The organism is Paenirhodobacter sp. (assembly GCF_047600745.1).
Taxonomy (GTDB): domain Bacteria; phylum Pseudomonadota; class Alphaproteobacteria; order Rhodobacterales; family Rhodobacteraceae; genus Rhodobacter.
In genome coordinates, this window is sequence record NZ_JASGKI010000002.1 from 355,537 (window position 1) to 378,728 (window position 23,192).

The window sequence follows — 23,192 nt, forward strand, 5'->3', positions numbered from 1 at the left end:
GCAGGAACTCGCGACTTCATCGTGGCCGAAGTTCTGCCGCTGGAGGAGGATCCCGCGAATTACGATGACCATGAGAATATCGACGAAGGGGTGCTGGCGAAGGTCCGCGAAAAGGCCAAAGCCGCCGGCCTGTGGGCGCCGCAGGCCCCAAGGGAACGCGGCGGCATGGGGCTGCCGGTCACGGGCTGGGCCGCGATCTATGAAGAGGCCAACCGCTCGATCTTCGGCCCGGCCTGCCTGAACTGCGCCGCGCCCGATGACGGCAATATCAATGTCATGTCGAAGATCGGTACCGAGGCGCAGAAGGACTGGTGGCTACAGCCCCTGATCGACGGCAAGGTGCGTTCCGCCTTTTCCATGACCGAGCCTCATCCCGGCTCGGGCTCGGATCCCAACATGATGCTGACCCGCGCAGAAAAGCGGGGGGATCGTTGGGTGGTTCACGGCCGCAAGTGGTTCATCACCGGCGCCGGGGCCGCGCAGCATTTCATCCTGATCGCCCGCACATCGGACGATCCGCGCAAGGGGCTTTCGGCGTTTCTCTACAGCGCCGACCAGCCCGGCCATCGGATCGAGCGTCGCATCCCAATCATGGGCCCCGAGGAACATGGCGGCCATTGCGAGATCGTCTATGACGGGCTTGAGATCCCGGACGAGAACCGCCTGCTGAATGTCGGCGACGGGTTGAAGGTGACGCAGATACGCCTCGGACCGGCGCGGCTGACCCATTGCATGCGCTGGCTGGGGTTGGCCAAGCGCTCGATGGAGATCGCAGCGGAATATACCCAGCGGCGGACGGGTTTCGGCATCCGGCTGGCCGACCGCGAGTCGGTGCAGATCAAGATGGGCGAGTTGGCGCATGAGATCAGCATCGGCCGGCTGTTGGTCATGTACGCTGCGTGGAAGCTGGATCAGGGCGATTTCGCGCGCAAGGAAGTGTCCTCGGCCAAGGTCCATGTCGCCAATACCCTGCACAAGGCGGTCGATACCGCGATCCAGCTGAACGGTGCGCGGGGCTATTCCAAGGATACGCGGCTGGAATGGATCTATCGTTATGCGCGGCAGGCGCGTCTGGTCGATGGCGCGGACGAGGTTCACAAGATGGTCCTTGCTCGCGCCTATGCCGATGAGGGCATGGATTATTGGCGTTGGGGGGTATGAGCATGGCCCCGGTGCAGCAGGCGCCCGAGCGGCAGGCGCTGGAACGCTGGCTTGCCGATGCCCTGGGGGCACGGTCCGTGACCATCACCGCCATGTCCAAGCTGTCCGGCGGCGCGATCCAGGAGAACTGGTCTCTGGATGCCGACTGCGACGGCGGCAGCCATCCCGGCGCGCAGCAATGGGTGCTGCGCACGGATGCGCCGTCGTCGATCAGCACCTCGCATGGCCGGGCGCAGGAGTTCGCCAGTCTTGAGGTCGCCTGTCAGGCGGGGGTTTCCGTGCCGCAGCCGGTCGTTCTTTGCACGGATGAGTGGGTGACCGGGCGGCCGTTCTATCTGATGGCACGGGGCAGGGGCACCGCCCATGCCCGGCGCATCACCCGCGATCCGGCGCTGCCCAGCTTTGGCCCGGCGCTGGCCGCGCGTCTTGGCGAGGAACTGGCCCGGTTGCATCGGGTGCGTCCGCCGGTGACCGGGCTCGATTTCCTGCCGGTGCCGCAGGGCCATCCCGCGCAGTTGCGCATTGATCGCTATCGCGCCGATCTGGACGCATTGCCGGATCCGCACCCGGTTCTGGAATTCGCGCTGAACTGGCTGGAGGCCCGTAAACCGGCCCCCAATCCGGTCGTGCTGTGCCATACCGATTTCCGAACCGGGAACTACCTGGTGGACGACGGTGCGTTGAGCGTGATCCTCGACTGGGAATTCGCCAGCTTCAGCGATCCTGACGAGGATATCGGCTGGTTCATGGCGCGCTGCTGGCGTTTCGGCAATGATCACCTGGAGGCGGGCGGCATTGCCGGGATCGAACCGTTCCTTGAGGGTTATCAGCGGATCTCGGGCCGCCGGGTCGATCGCGGGGTGTTGCCCTATTGGCAGGTGATGGCGGAACTGCGTTGGGCGATCATCGCGCTGCAACAGGGCGAACGCTGCAATTCCGGGACCGAAATCACGCAGGAACTGGCGCTCAGCGGCATCATGTCCTCCGAGATGGAATTGAACATCCTGAACCTGATCGAGGTGGCGGCATGAGCGGCAGGATCAACCTTGGCCTTCTGCGCGCGGCGCGTGCCGAGTTCGTGGATCTGCTGCTGCCCCGGCTTGAAGCCGGCGACCGCTATACCGGCGCCATGCTGAAACGCTCGCTGGACGTGCTGCTGGCCGAAGCGACGGTGCCAGAGCCGCCCGAGGCAGCGCTGGCCGGGTTCGGCGGGGCTGCGGCGTTGGCGCGCGGGCTGCGCGAAGGCTCGGTCACGGACAGCGGCGAATTGCGCGCCGCCCTGCGCAGCTATGTCGAACGCAAGCTGGAGATCAGCAACCCGCGCCTGTTGCAGGCGGCCCGGGCAGCAAGCAAGGAAACCAGATAATGAGCCTTTTGCCCGTCGATCTGAACGACAAATACGATCTGGAAAAGCAGCAGGTCTTCATCACCGGCACGCAGGCCCTGATCCGGCTGTGCCTGACGCAAAGCTGGCTGGACCGTCGCGCCGGGCTGAGTACGGCGGGCTACGTCACCGGCTATCGCGGCTCGCCGCTCGGCGGGCTCGACAGCCAGTTTCCGCGCGCGAAGAAGCAACTGGATGCCGCGCAGGTCGTCTATGAACCGGCGATGAACGAGGATCTGGCCGCGACCGCGCTATGGGGCGCGCAGCAGGCCGAGATGCGTGGCGAGGGTAAATTCGACGGTGTTTTCGGCATCTGGTATGGCAAGGGTCCGGGCGTGGACCGCAGCGGCGACGTGTTCCGCCATGCCAATCTTGCGGGATCCTCGGCGCATGGCGGCGTGCTGGTGCTGATGGGCGACGATCATACCTGCGAAAGCTCGACCACCTGCCATCAAAGTGAATATGCGCTGAAGGACGCGATGATCCCGATCCTGAACCCGGCCAATGTGCAGGAGATCATGGATTACGGGCTGCATGGCTGGGCCTTGTCGCGCTTTGCCGGGGTCTGGGTCGGGCTGAAATGCGTCAAGGACAATATCGAATCCACCGCCTCGATCCATGCCGATCCTGCGGCTTTCCGCTCGGTCCTGCCTGCGGATTACAGCCTGCCCGAGGGCGGCCTCAACATCCGCACCAATGACAGCCCGCAGGATCAGGAGGTCCGGCTGCATCGGCACAAGCTGGATGCGGTGCGGGCCTATTTGCGGGCCAATGCGCTGGATAAGGTGATCCTGTTCGGCGGTCAGCAGCCGCGTATCGGCATCGTCTCGACCGGGAAATCCTATATGGATGTGCTGTCCGCGCTGGACGAGCTGGGCCTTGACGAGGCGCGGGCCGCCGCTTTGGGCCTGTCCCTCTACAAGATCGCCATGCCCTGGCCAGTCGAGCCGCAGGGGTTGCGGGCCTTTGCGCAAGGGCTGGATCAGCTAATCGTGGTCGAGGAAAAGCGCGGGCTGATCGAGGAACAGATCCGGGGTCTGCTTTACGGTCAGCCCGGTGCGCCGCGCAGCATCATCGGCAAGCAGGACGAACAGGGCCGCACGCTGTTTCAGGCCGAACTGGCCCTGAACCCGATGCAGATCGCCGAGGCCATCGGGTCGCGACTGGAGGCCGATGCCGAGGTCGTCGCAAGGCTGGCCGTCGTGAAGGCCCGGCTGGGGGTGGAGCGGGAAAGCCTTGCCGTGCAGCGCAAGCCCTATTTCTGCGCGGGCTGTCCGCATAACAGCTCGACCGTCCTGCCCGAGGGCGCGCGCGGCTATGCCGGGATCGGCTGTCACTGGATGAGCCAGATGATGGAGCGCAATGTCGAGGGCTACACCCATATGGGCGGCGAGGGCGCGAACTGGATCGGCGAAAGCAGATTCTCGACCCGCAAGCACATGTTCCAGAACCTTGGCGACGGCACCTATAACCACTCGGGCCTGATGGCGATCCGGGCGGCCATCGCCTCGAACACGCCAATCACCTACAAGATCCTGTTCAACGATACCGTCGCCATGACCGGCGGGCAGGACCACGAGGGCGGGCTGACACCGCAGCGCATCGCGGCCGAGGTGAAGGCTGCGGGCGTCCAGCGCCTGGCCTTCATGTCGGACCGGCCGGATCTGTATTCCGCCGCCGATTTCCCGCCGGGCACGACCATCGACCACCGTGACGACATCCTGCGGGTTCAGCGGGAGTTGTCGCAGGTCGATGGCGTGACGGTTCTGCTTTACGAACAGACCTGCGCCGCTGAAAAGCGCCGCCGGCGCAAGCGCGGCAAGATGGGCGAGCCCGAACGGCGGGTCTTCATCAATCCCGCCGTCTGCGAGGGCTGCGGCGATTGCGGCCGGAAATCGAACTGTGTCGCGGTGCTGCCGCTGGAAACCGAGTTCGGCCGCAAGCGCGAGATCGACCAGTCGGCCTGCAACAAGGACTTTTCCTGCGTCAAGGGCTTCTGCCCGTCCTTCGTCTCGGTCATCGGCGGCGAGTTGAAGAAGCCGCAGGCGCAGCAGGCCGAGTTGCCGCCGCTTGCCGAACCCGAGCGCATCGCGCCGGCTGACCGGCCCTATGCCATCGCGCTGACGGGGGTCGGCGGCACCGGCGTCGTCACCATCGGCAGCCTTCTGGGGATGGCCGCACATCTGGAAGGCCGGGGCTGCGGCATCATCGACATGACCGGCATGGCACAGAAGGGCGGCGCGGTGACCTCTCACATCATCCTTGCGCCGCAGCCGCAGGACATCAAGGCGATCCGCATCGCGCCCGGCAAGGCCGATCTGGTACTGGGCTGCGATCTGGTGGTCAGCGCCAGCGATACCGTCATGCGGCTGATCGACCCGGACCGCAGCCATCTGGTCGTCAACAGCCACGAGATGATGACCGGGGATTTTACCCGCGACGCGGATTTCAGGCTGCCCGTCAGCCTGATGCAGGCACGGCTGAAATCCTCGGTCGCGCCTGGGGCGGGGGTTTTCGTCAACGCGACCCATGTGGCGCGCAGCCTGATGGGTGACAGCATCGCGGCGAACCTGTTCATGCTGGGCGTGGCCTATCAGAAGGGCCTGATTCCGCTTTCGGCCGAGGCGATCCAGCGGGCCATCGAACTGAACGGCGTGGCGATCCCGTTCAACCAGAAAAGCTTTGCCTGGGGACGGGCCTGGGCCGCCGATCCGGCGCAGGTCGAGGCGCGCATCTCCGCGCCTGCTGCCGCGCGCATCGAGATGACGCCGGAGGAGGTGATCGCCCATCGCGCGGCCGATCTGACCCTCTATCAGAATGCGCGCTATGCCGCGCGCTACGAGGGGATGGTGCGGCGCGTGCTGGCCGCAGACCCGTCGCCGGGCAAGGAACTGACCTCGGCGGTGGCGCGCAACCTCCATAAGCTGATGGCTTACAAGGACGAATACGAGGTGGCGCGGCTTTATACCGATGGCCGTTTCGACCGGATGCTGGAGGGGCAGGTCACCGGCGACTACAAGGTCAAGCTGCATCTGGCGCCGCCGCTGTTCAGTCGGCGCGATCCCGAGACCGGCCATCTGCTCAAGCGCGATTTCGGCCCGTGGATCCTGCGCGCGATGCGCTGGCTTGCGCCGATGAAACGGTTGCGCGGCACGCCACTGGATCCCTTCGGCCACACCGCCGAGCGCCGGATGGAGCGTCAGCTGATCCGCGAATACGAACACCTGATCGAGACGATCCTGACCGATCTGGGCCGGGCCGATTACGCCATCGCGCTGGCACTGGCGGCATTACCCGAACAGATGCGCGGCTTTGGCCATGTCAAGGATGCCAATGTCGCCGCTGCGCGCGCGCAGCAAAAGCAGTTGATGGGGCGGCTGATCGCCTTGCCGCAGCCGGCCCGCATGGCGGGCTGACCTCGGAGGAACGACACATGGCGGATCTGATCCAAAGCGCGCTGTGCAGTATCGTCAAGGTCTTGCCCTGATGGCCGAGATCGAAACCGTTGGCATCATCGGTGCCGGGACGATGGGCGCCGGCATTGCCATCACCACGGCGATGGCCGGTCTGCCCACGCTGCTGATCGACCGTTCCGGGCAGGCCCTGGACGCTGCTCGTGCGCGGTTGGACGTCTATCTTGGCAGACAAGTGGAAAAGGGTCGCATGACCGCTGACGAGGCGCGGGTGGCCAGCGCCACACTGCGCACGGGTGCCAGCTTCTCGGACGTTGCCGCCGCCGATCTGGTGATTGAGGCGGTGTTCGAGCGGCTGGATGTCAAGACGGCCCTGATGGCCGAGCTTGAGCCGGTGGTGTCGCGGCATTGCCTGATTGCGACCAATACCAGTTGCCTGCGTGTTTCGCAGATTGCGCAGGCGCTGACTCACCCCGACCGTTTTCTGGGCCTGCACTATTTCAGCCCGGCCGAGATCAATCCGCTTGTGGAACTGGTCCGTGGTGACCAGACCGCGCCAGAGGCCATTGAGGCGGCAAAGGAATTTCTGTCAGCCACCGGGCGGATCGCCCTGCAATGCCGCGATTCGAACGGCTTTGTCGTCAATCGGTTCTTCTGCCCTTATGTGAACGAGGCCCTGCGCTGCCTTGAGGACGGATTGGGCAGTCCCGCACAGATCGACCGGATCGCATGCGGCCTGTTCGGCCAGCCTCTCGGGCCTTTTGCGTCGATGAATATCGTTGGCGCCCCGGTCATGTTGCATGCGCTGGAAAACCTGGCGCATCTGGGTGCGCTTTACGAGCCTGCGGCGAAGCTGCGCGAGCTTGCGGCGGCAAATGACAAATGGGCTTCTCGACGAAACACCGTCGTCCCTGGCCGGACACAAGGCCGATACCATTGCGCGCCGGCTGCGCATCGCGGTCGCCCGACCCATCCGTGAATTGCTGGCCGAGGGGGTCGCGTCGCCGGCCGATGTGGATCTGGGTGCCCTGCACGCGCTGCGTTTCTCGCTCTCGCCCACGCAGATGCTGTCCGGGGAAGAGGCGGATACCCAGGCTTTGGTCGCTGATTCAATGTGCCGGTTCGGGGGGCATGATAACCCGCATCCACATCTGCATTAAAAAGTGTATTCACTTATGTTGTGAATGTTGTATCGTTGACCGGGCGTAGGCCGCGCAAACGAATCAATCAAAATAACAGGGAGACTGAAATGAAGAAGACGACGCTTTTTGCGGCGGCGATGGCGCTTGTCGCATGGGGAGGCGCCACCTCGGCGCAGGAAATCAAGCTGGGGGCCGTACTTGCCTTGTCGGGCGAAAGCGCGACGGCGGGCGAGGATCAGCGCCGCGGCATCGAATTGGCGCTGAAGGAAATCAACGATGCGGGTGGCGTGCTTGGCCAGCCCATTCGGGTCGTGATCGAGGATTCCGGCGCACGGGTTCCCTCGGCGCTGGATGCCGCGAAAAAGCTGGTGACAGTGGACAAGGTGCCGGTGGTAATCGGCGAATATTCCTCCGGGATCACCATTCCGGTCGGCACCTATCTGGTGCAGGAAGGGCTGGTGCATCTGAACATCGGCTCCAGCAGCGGCCGTGTGCGCGAGATCGGCGAGGGCAGTTTCAGCTTGTTGGGCCTGGACAACGTGTCCAGCGCCTTCGCCGCGCAGGACATGTTCGACCAGGGCTATCGCCGCATCGCGGTCATCACGCCGAACAACGCCTTTGGGCAGGGCGTCGCGACTGAATTCAAGAAGGCGCTGACCGAACTTGGAGGCGAGGTCGTCGCCGAGGTGCTGTATACCGAGGGCCAGACCTCTTATCGGCGCGAATTGCAGCAGATGCAGCGCACCCAGCCGGATGCCTATTTCTATTCCGCCTATGGCAAGGACGCGGCCACCATCAACCGCGAAGCCTATGAGCTGGGCCTGAACCAGAGCCAGTGGTATGCGGGCTACCTGTCGATGTGTACCTCGGACAGCGAGCGGACCTACGTCGAGGGTCAGATCGGCTATGACCTGAACTTCGTCGGCGAAAACGGCCAGGCCTATGAGCAGGCCTATCAGGACGCCTATGGCGAGCCCTTCGTGACCAGCTTCTCAGGCTATGCCTATGATGCGACGAAGCTGGCTGCGGCGGCCATCGAGAAGGCCGGATCGACCGATCCGGCGGCCATCCGCACCGCCCTGAACGAGTTGGGCGCTGCCGGTTACGAAGGTGCGACCGGCAACATCACCTTCGATGCCGACCGTCAGCGCAGCAAGCAGCCCTATCTGAAGCAGAAGATCGAAGGCGGCAAGACCGTCAACCGTTGATCCCGCGTGGCGCCGGCATCGCGCCGGCGCCGTCCATCCCGCCCCGATCCGCAGCTCCAGCGCCACGGTTTCGGGACCATGCCGGAGAAAGCCTGATGTTTCAGTTCCTGGTGGATGCACTTTTGCGCGCGGTGGATCTGTCCCTGATCGCCCTCGCGCTGAGCTGTGTCTATTCCCTTATCCGTTTTCCCAATGTCGCGCTGGTGCAATACGCGACCTCGGGGGCATTGATCGCGGTCGGTCTGCAAGCGGTCGGCCTGCCCCTTGCCTTTGCGATCATCGTGGCCTGTGCGCTTGTCGGGCTTCTGGCCCTGGCCATGAGCGTGCTGATCTTCGAAAAGCTGCTGAGGATCAGCCCGGCCATCGCCATGATCGGCTCGCTGGCGCTGTCGATGATCTTTACCGCCGCCTTTCTGGTCACGGTCGGCCCAAGGCCGCAACGCTTCGATCTGCCCATCGCGCCGCCGCTGCGTTGGGGTGGGGTCAGCCTGACGCAGGTGCAGATGCTGTCGGTCGGCCTGACCGTGCTGGCCATTGCCGCCTTCGCGCTGGTTCTGTTCCGCACCGGGCTTGGCCGCTGCATGCGCGCCACGGCCACCAATCGCGTGCTGGCTGAGGCGACGGGTATTCCTACTCGGCGTGTCACCAATGCGGTGATCGTCATTTCCGGGGTCATGGCGGCCCTTGGCGGCATCGCCATCGCGCTGAAGGGCGAGACCAGCTCGCAACTGGGCATGGACATGCTACTGCCGATCTTTGCCGCGGCCATCCTGGGCGGGTTAGGCAATGCCTTGGGCGCGGTGCTGGGCGCGATCATCATCGCCCTGGCCGAGACCTTCGTCACCAACACCAATTTCGGTCTGCTTGCAGGACAGGATTTCTACTTCCTGCCCGCCAGCTTCGCATCGGTCGCTTCGTTCGGGCTGCTGGTGCTGATCCTGCTGGTGCGTCCGGTCGGCATCCTGGTCAGCGAGGTGAAACGTGTCTGATTTCCTGATCCATGTCTGCGTCATGGCCAGCCTCTATTCGGTGGTTGCGCTCAGCCTGAACCTGCAGGTCGGCATTACCGGGCTGGTGAATTTCGGCCAGATCATTCTGTTCGGTGCCGGAGCCTATGGGGCCGCGCTGGCCTTCAGCAGCCATATGGGGCTTTGGGCTGCGTTCGCCGCCGGGATCGCGATGGCCAGCGCGGTGGCGCTGCTGTTCGCCCGTTTGGGCCGCGATCTTGGTGGCGATTACTGGGGCATCGCCACGCTGGCCGTGGCCGAGGCCTGCCGCATCCTGCTGCGCGAATTCGACGGCGTGACGGGCGGTGCGCAGGGGATCAGCGGGCTGACGCCGCTGTTCGGCACCCTGGACCGCCGCGAAGCCGCTTTGGCGACCCTTGTCACCTGCCTGCTGTTGCTGGCGGTGGTCTTCTGGCTGTGCCAGCGCCTGGCCCGCAGCCATTACGGGCTGGCGCTGAAGATCCTGCGCGAAGAGCCCTTGCTGGCTGCTTCGCTGGGATACAGCCCCGTTGCCTTGCGGGCACAGATCTTGGTCATGTCGGGCTGCATCGCGGCGATCGGCGGCGTGATCTTTGCCCATTACGTTTCCTTCGTCGGGCCGGATCAGCTGGTCGCGGCGGAAACCTTCCTGATCTGGGCCATGGTCGTGGTCGGCGGCGCCGGAAACAACCTGGGCGTCGTGGTCGGGGCGTTCCTGCTGCAATTCCTCTTTGCCTTCGTGCCCTTCGCCAAGGATTTCCTGGGCCTGTCCTCGGATTATGTGGCGGCGTTGCGGCTGACGCTGGTTGGCGGCGGCCTGCTGACCTTCCTTCTCTGGCGGCCCCAGGGGCTGATCCCCGAACGGATCGGAGGCGCGACCCATGGCAAATGACATCCTGCAAATCCGCAACGTCGCCAAATCCTTCGGCATGTTGCAGGTCCTGAAGGACGTGAGCTTCAATGTCGGCAAGGGCGAGATCGTTGGCCTGCTTGGCCCCAACGGTTCGGGCAAAAGCACGCTGCTGTCGGTGATCTCGGGGTTCCAGCCGGCCAGCGGCGGCAGTGTCCTGTTCGCCGGACAGGAGATGACCGGCCTTCCGGCGCATAAGGTGGCGCAGCACGGGCTGATGCGGACCTTTCAGCTGCCCTCGATGCCGCACCGGATGACCCCGCGCGAGCTGATCGAGGCGGGGGAGCGCGTGCCCTTCAGCCTCGGTGCGGTCCTCGGCCGGGTCGCGGACCGGGACGGGCGCGTGGCCGCGGTGATCGAGCGCTGTGCACTTGGGCCCGTTGCCGACATTCCGGCCAGCGCGCTGTCGGGTGGGCAGAAGAAGCTGCTCTCCATCGCCGTGGCCTTGCAGGGCAAGCCGCAGCTTCTGTGCCTTGATGAGCCGACCGCTGGCGTTCACCCGCAACTGCGCACACGCATGGTGCAGATCCTGCGCGAGGTGGCGGCCAGCGGCGTGACCATCCTGATCGTCGAGCATGACATGCATTTCGTGCGCGGGCTCTGCGACCGCTGCGTGGTGCTGGATGGCGGCGGCATCATCGCCGATTGCCACCCCGAGGCGCTGACCGAGAACGAAAGGGTGGTCGAGGCCTATCTGGGCAAGGCCAAGCGGATGGAGGTCGTGGCATGATCGACGTATCGAACGTGGTTGCGGGCTATGGCGACGGTCCCGCCATCCTGCATGGCATCAGCCTGAACGCTCAGGGGCGCGAGATCGTGACGATCCTGGGGCCGAACGGCTGCGGCAAATCCACCCTGCTGAAGACCGTGGCCGGTTTCGTGAAGCCGCGCGAAGGGCGGGTGTCCATCGACGGCAAGGACCTGACCTCGGTGCCCGCCAATGAAAAGGTCCGCGCCCATCGCATGGGTTTCGTGCCGCAATCCGACAATGTTTTTCCGTCGCTGACGGTTGCGGAAAACATCATGCTGGGCGCCCGGTTCCTGCCGTCCGCGCGGCGCCAGGATGCCTTTGACGCGCAAATGACGGCCTATCCGTCTCTGGCCACGAAGGCGGGGCGCAAGGCGTCGGCCCTGTCGGGGGGCGAGCGTCAGCTGTTGTCGCTGGCGCGCGCGTTGGTGGCGGAACCCACGACGCTGCTTCTGGACGAGCCCTCGGCCGGCCTGTCGCCCGCGATGGTGCACGAGGTTTTCGAGGCAATCGCGGGCATCCGCGACCGCACCGGCATGTGCATCCTGATGGTCGAACAGAATGCCTTCGAAGCGCTTGGCGTTGCCGACCGGGCCTATGTCTTGGCGCTTGGACAGGTCGCGCTTGAGGGCCGGGCCGCCGACCTGCTGGCCGACCCGGCCATGCGCCACCTCTATCTGGGCGGCGAGCCGTAAGGCCCGCGCCGTTCATTGTGAAAGAACCAAACATGTTGCAAGAAACTGACCTTGTTACCAACCTGACCGGCATGGCCTACAAGACGGATGCCGGTATCGGCAGCCGGGCGAATATCGGCCTGCTGGTCCTGCAAACCGACCTGACCATCGAGGACGAATTCCGCCATATCCTGCCTGAGGGCGTGGCCCTCTATGGTGCGCGGCTGGAATCCCCGGCCGAGATCACGCCCGAAAAGCTGAAGCTGATGGAGACGCATATTCCCGTCGCCGCCGGGCTGTTGCCGGCAGTGGATTTCGCCTCGATCGGGTTCGGCTGCACTTCCGGCGCGTTGGTGATTGGAGAAGGAAACGTCGCGGCCCGCGTTGCCTCGGTTCGACCCGAGGCCAAGGTCACCGACCCGGTCACCGCAGCCGTTGCCGCGATGGCTGCACTGAAGGCGCCCCGCATCGCCTTGCTGACGCCCTATCTGCCCGAAATCAACGCCTCGCTGCGCGAGCAATTCCAGCAGCGCGGGTTAAACGTTCCGGTCATGGGCTCGTTCAACCAGCCCGACGATTACACCGTCGCCCGCATCACCCCCGAGGCGATCGAGGCTGCGATGATCGAGCTTGGGCGTTCGGATCAGGTCGATGCGGTCTTCGTGTCCTGCACCAGCCTGCGTGTGGCCCGGATCGCCGCCAGGGTCGAAGCCGTCATCGGCAAGCCCGTCACCTCCAGCAACCATGCGCTGGCATGGCATATGCTGCGCCTGGCGGGCATCGGGGACCAGCTGCCCCAGCATGGCAGGCTCTTTGAAACGCTGTAGGGCGCGGGTCGGAGGAGGTTGATACAATGGCAACGCGAATATCCGTTTCCGAACTTGAGGGGATCGTGACCGGGATCCTCCTCCGGGCTGGTCTTTGCAATGCGCAGTCGCGTGCGGTCGCGCGGGTCATCACCGCCGGTGAACGAGACGCCTGCAAGTCGCACGGCATCTACCGGATCGACGGTTGTCTGAATACGCTGGCGGCGGGCAAGGTCAATCCCGATGCCGAGCCAAGCCTGCAAGACGACGGCAGCGGGGTGATCCGCGTCGATGCGCGGGGCGGTTTCTCGCCAGCAGCCTTCGCGCTCGGTGCCCCGGTGCTGGCGGATCGGGCGAGGGCTCTGGGCGTTGCGGCCCTGGTCATAAACGACTGCACGCATTTCTCGGCGCTCTGGCCCGAGGTCGAGGTTCTGACCAATGACGGACTCGCGGCGCTGGCCATGTGTCCCAGCTATGCGACGGTTGCGCCCAGTGGAGGCACTGCCCCGCTTCTGGGCACCAATCCGCTGGCCTTCGGCTGGCCGCGCCGGAACGGTCCGCCCTATGTCTTCGACTTTGCCACCTCGGCCGCAGCGCGCGGCGAGATCGAGCTGCATCGCCGGGCGGGAACCACACTACCCGAAGGCTGGGCGATTGATTCAGACGGCCAGCCGACCACCGATCCCGACCGCGCCCTGCAAGGCGCCATGCTGCCCTTCGGCGGCCACAAGGGCTCGGCCATCGCAACCATGATCGAGCTTCTGGCCGGGGCGATGATCGTCGATCTGACCAGTCGGGGCGCGCTGGACTATCTGGGCACCACGGCCCTGTTCCCCAGGCATGGCGAATTAATCCTGGCGTTCGATCCGCAGCGCTTTGCCTCTGGCCGTTCCGGCGATCCGCTGGACCGGGCGGAAGTGCTGTTCTCGGCCATCGTGGGGCAGGGCGCCCGCCTGCCGTCGCAGCGCCGCTTCGCCGCCCGCAGCAAGGCGCTGGCCGAGGGCATCGAGCTTAGCCCTCGGGAACTGGCCAGGCTTGACGCCTTGCAACGGGGTGACGACAGCTAACCGGAGAAGTCGAGGCTTTTCAGCCGGGCGTTCTGGGTGTGATCGGTCATGTCGATCTTGAGGGCCGTGATGCTGGGGGCGTTTTGCGCCATCGCTTCGGCATCGCTGCCGGGCAGGTAGTCGGTTTTTTCATGCGCGGCCCTCAGCCAGAAATATGGAAAGTCGCGGCCGTCAAGGCGGCGGTCCACCTGATAGCCATGCGCCCGGCGCCCCTGTTCGACCACGCGCGGCGGTTGTAGCTCTTCCAGCCGGCAGTGCGGAAAGTTGATGTTGTAGAACGTGCCGTCGACATGCGGCAGATCCAGCAGGCGGCGGATCAGGCCGGGCGCCTTGCGGCGGCTGATCTCCCAATTGAAGTGGCGTTCGCCGTCCACGATCTCGTAGTGCTGTGACAGTGCGATCGAGGGGATACCGAACAGTGCACCCTCGATCGTGGCGCCGATGGTGCCGGAATAGTTGATGTCGTCGGCGATGTTCACTCCCGAGTTGACGCCCGACAGGATCAGGTCCGGAAGGGCGGGCATCAATTCGCGAATAGCGACGATGACGCAATCGGCGGGAGTGCCGCGCAGGGCGTAGCGGCGTTCCGCCAGCTTGCGCAGTCGCAGAGGCTCAAGCTGCGTTAGCGAATGCGCCAGCCCGCTGCGATCCGCCTCGGGCGCGACGCACCAGATCTCGTCGCCCAACTCGCGAGCGATGTCTTCGAGCACGGCGAAGCCTTCGGATTGGATGCCATCGTCGTTGGCGAGAAGAATTCTCATGGTTCGTTCCTGTTCTGAGAAAGTCATTGAGCCGTTGCGGCCCGGTGCGTGATCAGTCGCATCGACAGGCGCATGGCCAGCATGGCCATCAGCACCGACAGCATGATGCAGACCGAGAAGGCGGCGGCCTGTGTGCTTCGCCCCGCCTGATCCAGCCTCACCACAGTTACAGCGGCGACGGAGAGCTGCGGGCTGACAAGGAAGATGATCGCCGACAAGGTGACCATCGCCCGCATGAAGAGAAAGAAGAACACCGATACCAAGGTAGGCGCCATGAAAGGCAGGATGGTGTCGCGCAGGCGGTGCAGGTTGTTGCCACCCAGGCAGAGCACGGTTTCCTCAAGCCGCTGAGGCACCGCACGGATGCCCGTCACCATCGTCAGGAAGCCCTGCGAATGGTAGTGGTAGAAGTTGCAGATCGCGATCAGGAAACTGCTGCCGTAAAGCGCTCCAATCACCGGACCGGGAACATTGAAGGACAGCACATAGGACAGGCCCAGCACCAGCCCCGGCACGCCCACCGGCACGATTGCCAGAAAGTAGACCAGCCGTGCCATGCTGGCGCTGAGCTCGCGTTGCGCCAACGCGAGCATGAACAGCAGCACCGAGCCGATCAGCGCCGTCTCGAACGAGATCAGCAGCGTGGACCACAGCGAGCTGTATCCGCCCGCCATCGAGATGTTGTAATTCGCCAGCGTCAGCTCCATCCGGTAAGGCCAGAGCCGCACGAAGCTGGCAAAGACCACAGTCGCCACGATCAGTGCGACCACGCCCGCCGTTACATAGACTACAGCGGCCAGAGGGATGTCGCGGCCCAACACCCGGTCCGGTTGCACCGGGATCGCGCTTTCCGAACTGCCGCCGAACTGGCGCTGGTTGGCGATGCGCTGGATATAGACCGCCAGCAGCGTCGGCAGCAGCAGCATGATGCCGACGACCGCGCCCATGTTGAAATCCATCTGGCCGACGACCTGAGTATAGATCTCCATCGCCAGCACCTGGAAATTGCCGCCGATCACCGCAGCATTGCCGAAATCGGTGATCGAGACGGTGAAGATGACGAAGGCCGCGCTGATCAGCCCGAATTTCGTTGCCGGCAGGGTGATGTCGATGAACCTACGCCAGCGCGAGGCGCCCATCAGCAGCGATGCCTCGTAGATTCGGGCATCTGAGCGGCGCAGCGAGGCTTCGATGATCATCACCGCCTGCGGCAGGGCATACATGCAATTCGCCAGCAGCAGGCCCCAGAAGCCGTAGATCTGGATATCCAGGCCAAGCCAGTTGTTCACCAGCCCGTTGCGGCCGAACATGAAGATCAGCCCAAGTGCCTGCACCAGCGAGGGCGCCAGCAGGGGCAGGATCAGCGCCAACCGCACCAGGTTCTTGCCCGGGATCCGGGTGCGGTGCAGCATGAAGGCGATGGCAAAGCCTAGCGTGATGCAGACGAAGGTCGTGGCAAGGCCGACGGTTACGCTGTTCAGGATCACACGCGGGATATGCGGCAGGCTGGCCACGCGGGCGAAGTTGCCCAGCCCCATCCCCTCGGCACCGGTCAGCGCGCGGCGGATGATGCCAAACAAGGGATACAGGAAGAACAGCGTCAGCATGCTCAGGGGGACGGCCAGCAGCAGCGCGGTGATGGCACGGTCGTTGCGGGCCAGGCGTTCCAGCAGGCCGCGGCGGGCGGGGCTGTTCATGGCGCCACCCAACGCCCGGCTTCGGGCAGCAGGCCAACCGCCACGCAATCGCCGGGGCGCAATCGCTCGCCCAGGCGGATTTCGCCCAGGATGGTGCGGTCGCGCCAGCGGATCTGTGCCTGGCTGACCTTGCCGAGAAAGGTGATGTCCTCGACCATCGCCTCGGCGCCTTCATCGGCACGCAGACTCAGTTCTTCGGGGCGGGCCACGAACAGGTGTTCGGCCGTTCCGGCATTGTCGCTAACGCCGAACAGCGTGCTTGCCTCGGCCCGGTCGAAGAAGTTGCTGGTGCCGATGAAGCCGGCTACGAATTTCGTTCTCGGTCGGAAATACAGATCTTGCGGTGTGCCGACCTGTTCAACAAGGCCGTGGTTCATGCAGACGACTTTGTCGGCCATGCTCAGGGCCTCGTCTTGGTCATGCGTGACCATGATCGTAGGGATGCGTAGCCGCCGCTGCAATTGCCGTATCTCGTCCCGCATCTCATGGCGGACCTTGGCGTCCAGGGCCGATAGCGGCTCGTCCAGAAGCAGAAGCGAGGGGTCGACCGCCAGCGCCCGGCCGATGGCAACGCGCTGCTGCTGGCCGCCCGACAATTCATGAGGATAGCGTCCTGCCAGATGCGGAAACCCCAGCAGTTGAAGCAGCGAATCCACTTTGGCGCTGATCGTCGCCTTGTCATGACCCCGCAGCTTCAATCCATAGCCGATATTCCGCGCTACGGTCATGTTCGGAAACAATGAATAGGATTGGAAAACGATACCGAAGCCCCGGTCCCGTACCTCGATGCTGTTCAGGTCGCGTCCATCCAGCGTGATCGTGCCTTGCTGGTATTCTTCCAGTCCCGCTATGATGCGCAGAAGCGTGGTCTTGCCGCAGCCGCTCGGCCCCAGAAGACAGACGAATTCGTCGCTTTCGGCACTGATATTGATGTCGCTGAGCGCGCGAAATTCCCCGTAGTTCTTGTAAAGGCCCTTGATGTCGAGCATGTGGTTTTCCCTGTGCAAGAGCCCGGACCCGATGATCCGAAACCCCGTGATCGGGGCCTCGGTGATCGGGGATTCCGGTCGTTACGGTTATTTGCCGATCAGGCTGGTCCAGCGGGCAAGCATCGCGTCGCGCTGACTTGCGATTGCGCCGAAATCCATCGGTGCCAAAACCGAGGACAGGTCCGTCGGCATGCCGGCCTTTTGTTCCGCCTCTGTGGACGCCTCGCGCGGGATGGTGGTGACGGGCTTCAGCGACTGATAGATGTCTAGCGGGCTTTTCGTCAGCATCCAGTCGAGGAAAGCCTTGGCGTCGCCCTCGTTTTTCGAGCCCTTCAGCAGGCCGATCCCCGAAATTTCATAGCCAGCCAAGTCCGAGGGGATGACCATCTGCATCGGATATCCCTCGTCGATCGCCTGGATCGCGGGAACCTCGTAGCTGACGCCGATGCTGTATTCGCCGGTCTGCGCCATGCGACAGGGGCGCGAACCCGAATTTGTGTATTGCGCCATGTTCTGCGACATTCGCCCGAGCAGGTCCCAGCCCTTTTCCTCGCCCAACCCGTTGGCCAGGCTGGCCACCACGATGAAGCCTACGCCCGAGGACAGCGGATCCGGCATCACCACCTCGCCCTTGTATTTCGGATCGGCCAGCTCCTCCCATGAGGTGGGGATCGGCAGGCCCAGTCTCTCGATCCGGTCCGTGTTCACGCAGAACACTTCCATATAGCCCGCAAGGCTGAACCAGCGGTTTTCAGGGTCGCGGAACTGCTCGGGTACCTGTTCGATCCCTTTGGGTGCATAAGGCTCGAAGATATTCAGGATATTGGGGTTCATGATATTGGTAACGGGCAGGCTGAGCACGACATCGGCTTGCGGGTTCTCGGCCTCGACTAGCAGGCGGGCTGTCAGGTTGCCTGTCGAGAGCCGCAGCACGTTCAGCGTGATCTCGGGAATTTCTTCCCGAGCCTTCTCGACGAATTGGTTGATCTCCTCTTCTTCCAGCGCGGAATAGATGGTGATTTCGCCCGCATGCAGGAATGTGGCAAAATTGGTCATTGCCACCCCCGCGGCCAATATAGTGGCCAACTTCTTGCTTCTGTCGGTCATGGTCGTCTCCCTGAGGGTTGCGGCGGCTGTTGTCCGCCATCTTTCCGTCTCACCTTTGGTGTGGACGGTCTGTTGCTGCGGCGTGGTCAGCTGGCGCCTGTCGTGTCCGGGACTGCGGCGTCCAGATCCAGCGCCCGGATTTCTTCCAGTGCGGCCCGGTGCAACACGGCATCACCCGCGCCAAGAAGGCGACCGTCGCTCTCCAGCGTCAGCGGGCGGCCTGACCAGTCCGTTATGGTGCCCCCCGCGCCCTCAACGATGGGGCGGAAGGGAGCAAAGTCATAGATCTGTTGGCCCGCATCCAGTGCCAGATCGGTCCGCCCCGAGGAAAGCAGCCCATAATTCAGGCTGGCGCCACCATAAACGCGGGTGGCGGTCCCGCCACGCAGGCGGTCCAGCGCACGACGCTCGGCAGGGCTCATATAGTCCTGGTTGCTGTTCGTCATGATCGCCTGATCCAGCGCCTGACAGCGGCGGACAGTGACGATTTCTCCATTCTGTTTCGTGGGTTGTCCAGATGCGCCAAGCCAGCGTGCGTCGATGGCTGGAATGTCGATCAGTCCCAGGATAGGCACGCCTTCCACCGCCAGCGCGATCAGCGTGCCATAGACCGGCATGCCGGCGATGAACTGTGCTGTCCCGTCGATCGGGTCCAGCACCCAGACATGCGAGGCCCCTGCGTTCTGCCGCCCGTGCTCTTCGCCGATGATGCCATGACCCGGAAAGCGCGCGTGTATCATTTCGCGCAGTCGCACCTCGATCAGAAGGTCGGTCTGGGTGACGAAGCTGCGGTCAGGTTTGAATGAGCCCTCGGGGCGACTGCCAATCTCGTGCAGCAGCAGGTGTCGAGCTGTGTCGGCCAGTTCGGTGGCAAAGACGATATGGTCGTCGCTGACCGGAGGGCCGGGGAATCGGTGCTGGGTCATCTGGGCCTTTCTTGCTGCACGGATATGTTGCCGTCCTCTGGCCGGGGGCTTGACAGGAGAATCGCCCCGTCGCTCCTCAATGTGCCAAAATATGGCGTTAGTGTCAAAATGTGTTTTTTATTCCAATTGGCGAATGCGGCGAAATGTGTAAATGATGGCTGATGCTGTGGAGGGCCCATGTGGCAGGAAGAACGCCATCAGAAGATCCGTGCCATGCTGGCCTCCTTCGGGCAGGTGTCAGTTGACCGCATCGTCGAGGATTTCGGTGTTTCGCGGGAAACCGTACGCCGCGACCTGATGGAGATGGAGCAGGCGGGAGCCTTGCGACGGGTGCGCGGTGGTGCTGTTCCGGTGGAGACCGAGGATCTGGATTTCGGGGTGCGCGTGACGCAACGCCTGCGGGAGAAGCGTGCGATCTGCGTGGCCGCACTTTCGTTGGTGAAAAGCCACCAGACCATCTTCATGGATGCGGGCTCGACCACCACGATTATGGCCGAGGTGCTGGCCGGCCCGACCGGGCTGACCGATCTGACCGTGATCACCAATTCGCTGGATGTTGCGGCCCGGCTAGCCCCGGCTCCCGATGACGCACTGGGCGACATCCGCGTCCAGTTGCTGCGCGGCGCAGTCAAGCGCGATCCGTTGGAAACCTGGGGTGGCGCGACGGTCGCCCACGTCAACAGCTACCGCGCCGATATCGCGCTGATCGCGCCCTGGAGCATCGAGGCTTCGGTTGGAGCGATGAACCATTTCCTGCACAGTGCCGAAATCGCTGAGGCGATGGTTCGACAATCGGCGCAGGTGGCAATTCTTGCCGACCACTCCAAGGTTGGAGTGGTGACCCGCGCCTGCTTCTGTCCTACCGCCGAAATCGATCATCTTGTGGTCGATGCCCGTGCCAGGGAACGCCCCGGGTTTGACGCCTTGAGGGAGGCAATACCGCATGTCATCGTTGCGGATAGCTGACGGCCAACCTCTGGGCGAGAGCCATTCCGGCTGGCTGCTGATTGGCTGAGCGTATCAATGGACAAGTAATTCTTGCCCTTTTTCGGACGTTCTTTTCTGTTTTGCGGCAGCCTTCTGCTTAGGCTCTCGTGGCGAGCAAGGCAGAAAGAGGAAGCGGCCGATGAAGGTTCTCGTTCCGGTGAAGCGGGTTGTCGATTACAATGTGAAGGTCCGTGTGACGGGTGACGGGTCTGGTGTCGACCTTTCGAATGTGAAGATGTCGATGAACCCGTTCGACGAGATCGCGGTGGAAGAGGCGATCCGGCTGAGGGAGAAGGGCCGGGCCGAGGAGGTCATCGCCGTCTCGATCGGTGTCAAGCAGGCGGCGGAGACGCTGCGCACCGCGCTGGCGATGGGCGCCGACCGCGCCATTCTCGTCACCGCTACGGACGATGTGCAGCAGGACATCGAGCCTTTGGCGGTGGCGAAGATCCTCGCCGCGGTGGCCAGGGCGGAAGGCGTACAGCTCGTCATCGCCGGCAAGCAGGCGATCGACAACGACATGAACGCCACCGGCCAGATGCTGGCGGCGATCCTGGGCTGGGCGCAGGCGACCTTCGCCAGCAAGGTGGAGATCGAGGGCGAGGCGGCCAAGGTCACCCGCGAGGTGGACGGCGGGTTGCAGACCATTGAGGTCAAGCTGCCCGCCATCATCACCGCCGACCTGCGCCTGAACGAGCCGCGCTACGCTTCGCTGCCGAACATCATGAAGGCCAAGAAGAAGCTGCTCGATGAGAAGGCCGCCGCCGATTACGGCGTCGACGTCTCGCCGCGGCTGGAGGTGGTCTCGGTGCGCGAGCCCGAGGGCCGCAAGGCCGGCATCAAGGTCGGCTCGGTGGACGAACTGGTCGGCAAGCTGAAGGAAGCGGGGGTGATCTGATGGCTGTTCTTCTGGTTGCGGAAGTGACGAACGGGGTGCTGAACCGTGACGCGACGGCGAAGGCGGTGGGTGCGGTCAAGGGCCTGGGCGATGTCACGGTGCTCTGCGCCGGCGCCTCGGCCCGCGCCGCGGGTGAGGAGGCGGCAAAGATCGCCGGCGTCGCCAGGGTTCTGGTCGCGGAAAACGCGCTCTACGGCCACCGCCTGGCCGAGCCGACGGCGGCGCTGATCGTGGGCCTTGCCGGTGATTACGACCACATCGCCGCCCCGGCGACCACGGACGCCAAGAACGTCATGCCGCGCGTGGCGGCGCTTCTCGACGTGATGGTGCTGTCGGACGTCTCGGCCGTGATCGACGCGGACACGTTCGAACGGCCGATCTATGCGGGCAACGCCATTCAGGTGGTGCGCTCGAAGGATGCCAGGAAGGTCTTCACCATCCGCACAGCGAGCTTCGACGCGGCGGGCGAGGGCGGTTTGGCCAGCGTGGCGGAGACCGCCGCCGCCGCCGATCCGGGCCTGTCGGCCTGGGTTGCCGACGAGGTAGCCGAGAGCGACCGCCCCGAGCTGACCTCGGCCAAGCGGGTGGTCTCGGGCGGCCGCGGTCTGGGCTCGAAGGAGAGTTTTGCCATCATCGAGGCACTTGCTGACAAGCTCGGGGCCGCGGTGGGGGCAAGCCGCGCGGCGGTGGATTCGGGCTATGCGCCGAACGACTGGCAGGTGGGCCAGACCGGCAAGGTGGTGGCGCCGGACTTGTATGTCGCGGTCGGCATCTCGGGCGCGATCCAGCACCTTGCGGGGATGAGGGACAGCAAGGTGATCGTTGCGATCAACAAGGACGGGGAGGCGCCGATCTTCCAGGTCGCCGATTACGGGCTGGTCGGAGACCTGTTCACCAATGTCCCAGAACTGACACAGAAGCTGTAGGGGAAGCCATGACGGATACCCGGATCACATCGTTCCTCGCCAGCGTCGGTGCGCATTTCGACGGCGCCTTTGCGCATATGACCCTGCCCAAGGGGCTGGCCGAGCGGATCAAGGCCACGAACTCGATCTATCGGGTGACCTTCGGCGTCCGGCTGCGCGGCGAGTTGATCAGCTTCACCGGCTGGCGCGCGGTGCATTCCGAACAGATCGAGCCGGTCAAGGGCGGGATCCGCTACGCGCCGGACGCTACCGGTGAAGAGGTCGAGGCTCTGGCGGCGCTGATGACGCTGAAATGCGCAGTCGCAGGCGTGCCCTTTGGCGGCTCGAAGGGCGCACTTTGCATAGATCCGCGTGAATGGACCGAACTGGAACTGGAAAAGATCACCCGCCGCTTCACGCAGGAACTGGCCCGGCGCGGGTTGATCAGCCCGGGCCGCAACGTCCCGGCGCCCGATATGGGCACGGGCGAGCGCGAGATGGCCTGGATGGCGGATGAATATCGCCGGATTTCGCCTCTGGAAACGCTGAACGCGGCGGCCTGCGTCACCGGCAAGCCGCTGTCGCGCGGCGGCATCGCCGGGCGGACCGAGGCGACCGGGCGCGGCGTGGCCTATGTGCTGGCCGAACATTGCGGGGCCGAAGGGTTGGCGGGCAAACGGATCGTCATCCAGGGCTTCGGCAATGTCGGCTCGCATGCCGCCCATGTGCTGGCCGAGGAATACGGCGCCCACATCACCGGCATCATCGAGCGCGACGTCTTTCTGTTCCGCGAGGACGGCATCGACATCGCAGCGCTGCGCGCCCACTTGGCGCAGGGCGGCGCGCTGGCCGGTTTCGGCGGCGCCGAGGTGCAACCGGTCACGCCCGAGGCGCTTTGCACGGACTGCGACATCCTGATCCCGGCGGCGCTGGAGAATGTCATCACCAGCGAGAATGCCGCGCGGATCAAGGCGCGGATCGTCATCGAGGCCGCCAACGGGCCGATTGATTTCGAGGCCGACCGGATCCTGTGGGAGCGCGGCATCACCGTCATCCCAGACCTCTGCGCCAATGCGGGGGGCGTGATCGTCAGCTATTTCGAATGGGTCAAGAACCTGACGCATATGCCCTTTGGTCTGATGGAGCGGCGGATCACGCAGCGCCGCTTCTCGCATGTGGCGGACCTGATCCAGTCGGCAACGAGCCAGGCGATCCCCTCGCGCGTGCGGTCCGATCTGGCTGACTCCGGGTCGGAGCTTGACCTGGTGCGCTCGGGCCTTGAGGAGATGATCCGCGCCGCCTATCGCCGCATCGCCCAGAGGCTGGCCGAACAGCCCGAACTCGGCTCCCTCCGCCGCGCGGGCTATGTGCTCGCCATCGAAGAAGTCGCCAACGCCTATCGCGACCTCGGAATCTAGGGGAC

Annotated in this window: 21 protein-coding genes; 16 read left to right on the plus strand and 5 right to left on the minus strand. The window is 64.4% G+C overall.

The window, feature by feature from the left end; translation table 11 throughout:
- Nucleotides 1-21 precede the first annotated feature (21 nt).
- The 12 genes from QM789_RS06130 (at nucleotide 22) to QM789_RS06185 (ending at nucleotide 13,499) form a co-directional block, all read left to right on the plus strand.
- Entirely contained in the window at nucleotides 22-1,161 is a 1,140-nt protein-coding gene (locus QM789_RS06130; RefSeq protein WP_420351075.1) for an acyl-CoA dehydrogenase family protein, read from the plus strand.
- 2 nt (nucleotides 1,162-1,163) lie between these two features.
- Nucleotides 1,164-2,192: a phosphotransferase family protein gene (locus tag QM789_RS06135; protein ID WP_420351076.1), complete on the plus strand. Its 1,029-nt coding sequence runs from the start codon at nucleotides 1,164-1,166 to the stop codon at nucleotides 2,190-2,192.
- Entirely contained in the window at nucleotides 2,189-2,527 is a 339-nt protein-coding gene (locus QM789_RS06140) for a hypothetical protein (RefSeq protein ID WP_420351077.1), read from the plus strand. The genes QM789_RS06135 and QM789_RS06140 overlap by 4 nt, the downstream gene beginning before the upstream one ends.
- Nucleotides 2,527-5,961 (plus strand): indolepyruvate ferredoxin oxidoreductase family protein, encoded by a 3,435-nt coding sequence (locus QM789_RS06145; RefSeq protein ID WP_420351078.1) that lies wholly within the window; start codon nucleotides 2,527-2,529, stop codon nucleotides 5,959-5,961. Before QM789_RS06140 ends, QM789_RS06145 begins: the two co-directional genes overlap by 1 nt.
- A 70-nt stretch (nucleotides 5,962-6,031) precedes the next feature.
- Nucleotides 6,032-6,937 (plus strand): 3-hydroxyacyl-CoA dehydrogenase family protein, encoded by a 906-nt coding sequence (locus QM789_RS06150; RefSeq protein WP_420351079.1) that lies wholly within the window; start codon nucleotides 6,032-6,034, stop codon nucleotides 6,935-6,937.
- A 270-nt stretch (nucleotides 6,938-7,207) separates the two neighbouring features.
- Nucleotides 7,208-8,308: an ABC transporter substrate-binding protein gene (locus tag QM789_RS06155; protein ID WP_420351080.1), complete on the plus strand. Its 1,101-nt coding sequence runs from the start codon at nucleotides 7,208-7,210 to the stop codon at nucleotides 8,306-8,308.
- 95 nt (nucleotides 8,309-8,403) lie between these two features.
- The gene (locus tag QM789_RS06160) at nucleotides 8,404-9,297 is read left to right on the plus strand and encodes a branched-chain amino acid ABC transporter permease (RefSeq protein ID WP_420351081.1); all 894 of its coding nucleotides are present in this window, start codon (nucleotides 8,404-8,406) and stop codon (nucleotides 9,295-9,297) included.
- On the plus strand, nucleotides 9,290-10,186 hold the full coding sequence (locus QM789_RS06165) for a branched-chain amino acid ABC transporter permease (protein ID WP_420351082.1): 897 nt from the start codon (nucleotides 9,290-9,292) through the stop codon (nucleotides 10,184-10,186). Before QM789_RS06160 ends, QM789_RS06165 begins: the two co-directional genes overlap by 8 nt.
- On the plus strand, nucleotides 10,176-10,934 hold the full coding sequence (locus QM789_RS06170; protein WP_420351083.1) for an ABC transporter ATP-binding protein: 759 nt from the start codon (nucleotides 10,176-10,178) through the stop codon (nucleotides 10,932-10,934). The genes QM789_RS06165 and QM789_RS06170 overlap by 11 nt, the downstream gene beginning before the upstream one ends.
- Nucleotides 10,931-11,647, plus strand: a complete 717-nt coding sequence (locus QM789_RS06175) for an ABC transporter ATP-binding protein (RefSeq protein WP_420351084.1) — start codon at nucleotides 10,931-10,933, stop codon at nucleotides 11,645-11,647. The genes QM789_RS06170 and QM789_RS06175 overlap by 4 nt, the downstream gene beginning before the upstream one ends.
- Nucleotides 11,648-11,679: 32 nt before the next feature.
- The gene (locus QM789_RS06180; protein WP_420351085.1) at nucleotides 11,680-12,453 is read left to right on the plus strand and encodes a maleate cis-trans isomerase family protein; all 774 of its coding nucleotides are present in this window, start codon (nucleotides 11,680-11,682) and stop codon (nucleotides 12,451-12,453) included.
- A 26-nt stretch (nucleotides 12,454-12,479) separates the two neighbouring features.
- Nucleotides 12,480-13,499, plus strand: coding sequence for an Ldh family oxidoreductase (locus QM789_RS06185; RefSeq protein WP_420351086.1), 1,020 nt, complete (start codon nucleotides 12,480-12,482; stop codon nucleotides 13,497-13,499).
- On the opposite strand, the gene surE is transcribed toward QM789_RS06185, so the two are convergent.
- The 5 genes from surE to QM789_RS06210 all read right to left on the minus strand — a co-directional run bounded on the left by surE (nucleotide 13,496) and on the right by QM789_RS06210 (nucleotide 18,979).
- Nucleotides 13,496-14,260, minus strand: a complete 765-nt coding sequence (surE, locus tag QM789_RS06190) for a 5'/3'-nucleotidase SurE (protein ID WP_420351087.1) — start codon at nucleotides 14,258-14,260, stop codon at nucleotides 13,496-13,498. The two genes, QM789_RS06185 and surE, sit on opposite strands and share 4 nt — an antisense overlap.
- Before the next feature lie 23 nt (nucleotides 14,261-14,283).
- Nucleotides 14,284-15,957, minus strand: coding sequence for an ABC transporter permease subunit (locus tag QM789_RS06195; RefSeq protein WP_420351088.1), 1,674 nt, complete (start codon nucleotides 15,955-15,957; stop codon nucleotides 14,284-14,286).
- The gene (locus QM789_RS06200) at nucleotides 15,954-16,946 is read right to left on the minus strand and encodes an ABC transporter ATP-binding protein (RefSeq protein WP_420351089.1); all 993 of its coding nucleotides are present in this window, start codon (nucleotides 16,944-16,946) and stop codon (nucleotides 15,954-15,956) included. Before QM789_RS06200 ends, QM789_RS06195 begins: the two co-directional genes overlap by 4 nt.
- An 87-nt stretch (nucleotides 16,947-17,033) precedes the next feature.
- Complete coding sequence (locus QM789_RS06205) at nucleotides 17,034-18,053, minus strand: ABC transporter substrate-binding protein (protein ID WP_420351090.1); 1,020 nt, start codon at nucleotides 18,051-18,053, stop codon at nucleotides 17,034-17,036.
- Nucleotides 18,054-18,139: 86 nt separating this feature from the next.
- Entirely contained in the window at nucleotides 18,140-18,979 is an 840-nt protein-coding gene (locus tag QM789_RS06210) for an inositol monophosphatase family protein (protein ID WP_420351091.1), read from the minus strand.
- Between the two features lie 177 nt (nucleotides 18,980-19,156).
- On the opposite strand from QM789_RS06210, the gene QM789_RS06215 reads away from it, so the two are divergent.
- From QM789_RS06215 to QM789_RS06230, 4 genes are all read left to right on the plus strand, one after another.
- Nucleotides 19,157-19,945: a DeoR/GlpR family DNA-binding transcription regulator gene (locus QM789_RS06215; RefSeq protein WP_420351092.1), complete on the plus strand. Its 789-nt coding sequence runs from the start codon at nucleotides 19,157-19,159 to the stop codon at nucleotides 19,943-19,945.
- Nucleotides 19,946-20,105: 160 nt separating this feature from the next.
- A complete protein-coding gene (locus QM789_RS06220) occupies nucleotides 20,106-20,864 on the plus strand; it encodes an electron transfer flavoprotein subunit beta/FixA family protein (RefSeq protein WP_420351093.1) in 759 nt (252 codons plus the stop codon).
- Nucleotides 20,864-21,790 carry an electron transfer flavoprotein subunit alpha/FixB family protein gene (locus QM789_RS06225; protein WP_420351094.1) on the plus strand — a complete coding sequence of 309 codons (927 nt, stop codon included), beginning with the start codon at nucleotides 20,864-20,866 and terminating at the stop codon, nucleotides 21,788-21,790. Before QM789_RS06220 ends, QM789_RS06225 begins: the two co-directional genes overlap by 1 nt.
- Before the next feature lie 8 nt (nucleotides 21,791-21,798).
- Entirely contained in the window at nucleotides 21,799-23,187 is a 1,389-nt protein-coding gene (locus QM789_RS06230; RefSeq protein ID WP_420351095.1) for a Glu/Leu/Phe/Val family dehydrogenase, read from the plus strand.
- Nucleotides 23,188-23,192 lie beyond the last annotated feature (5 nt).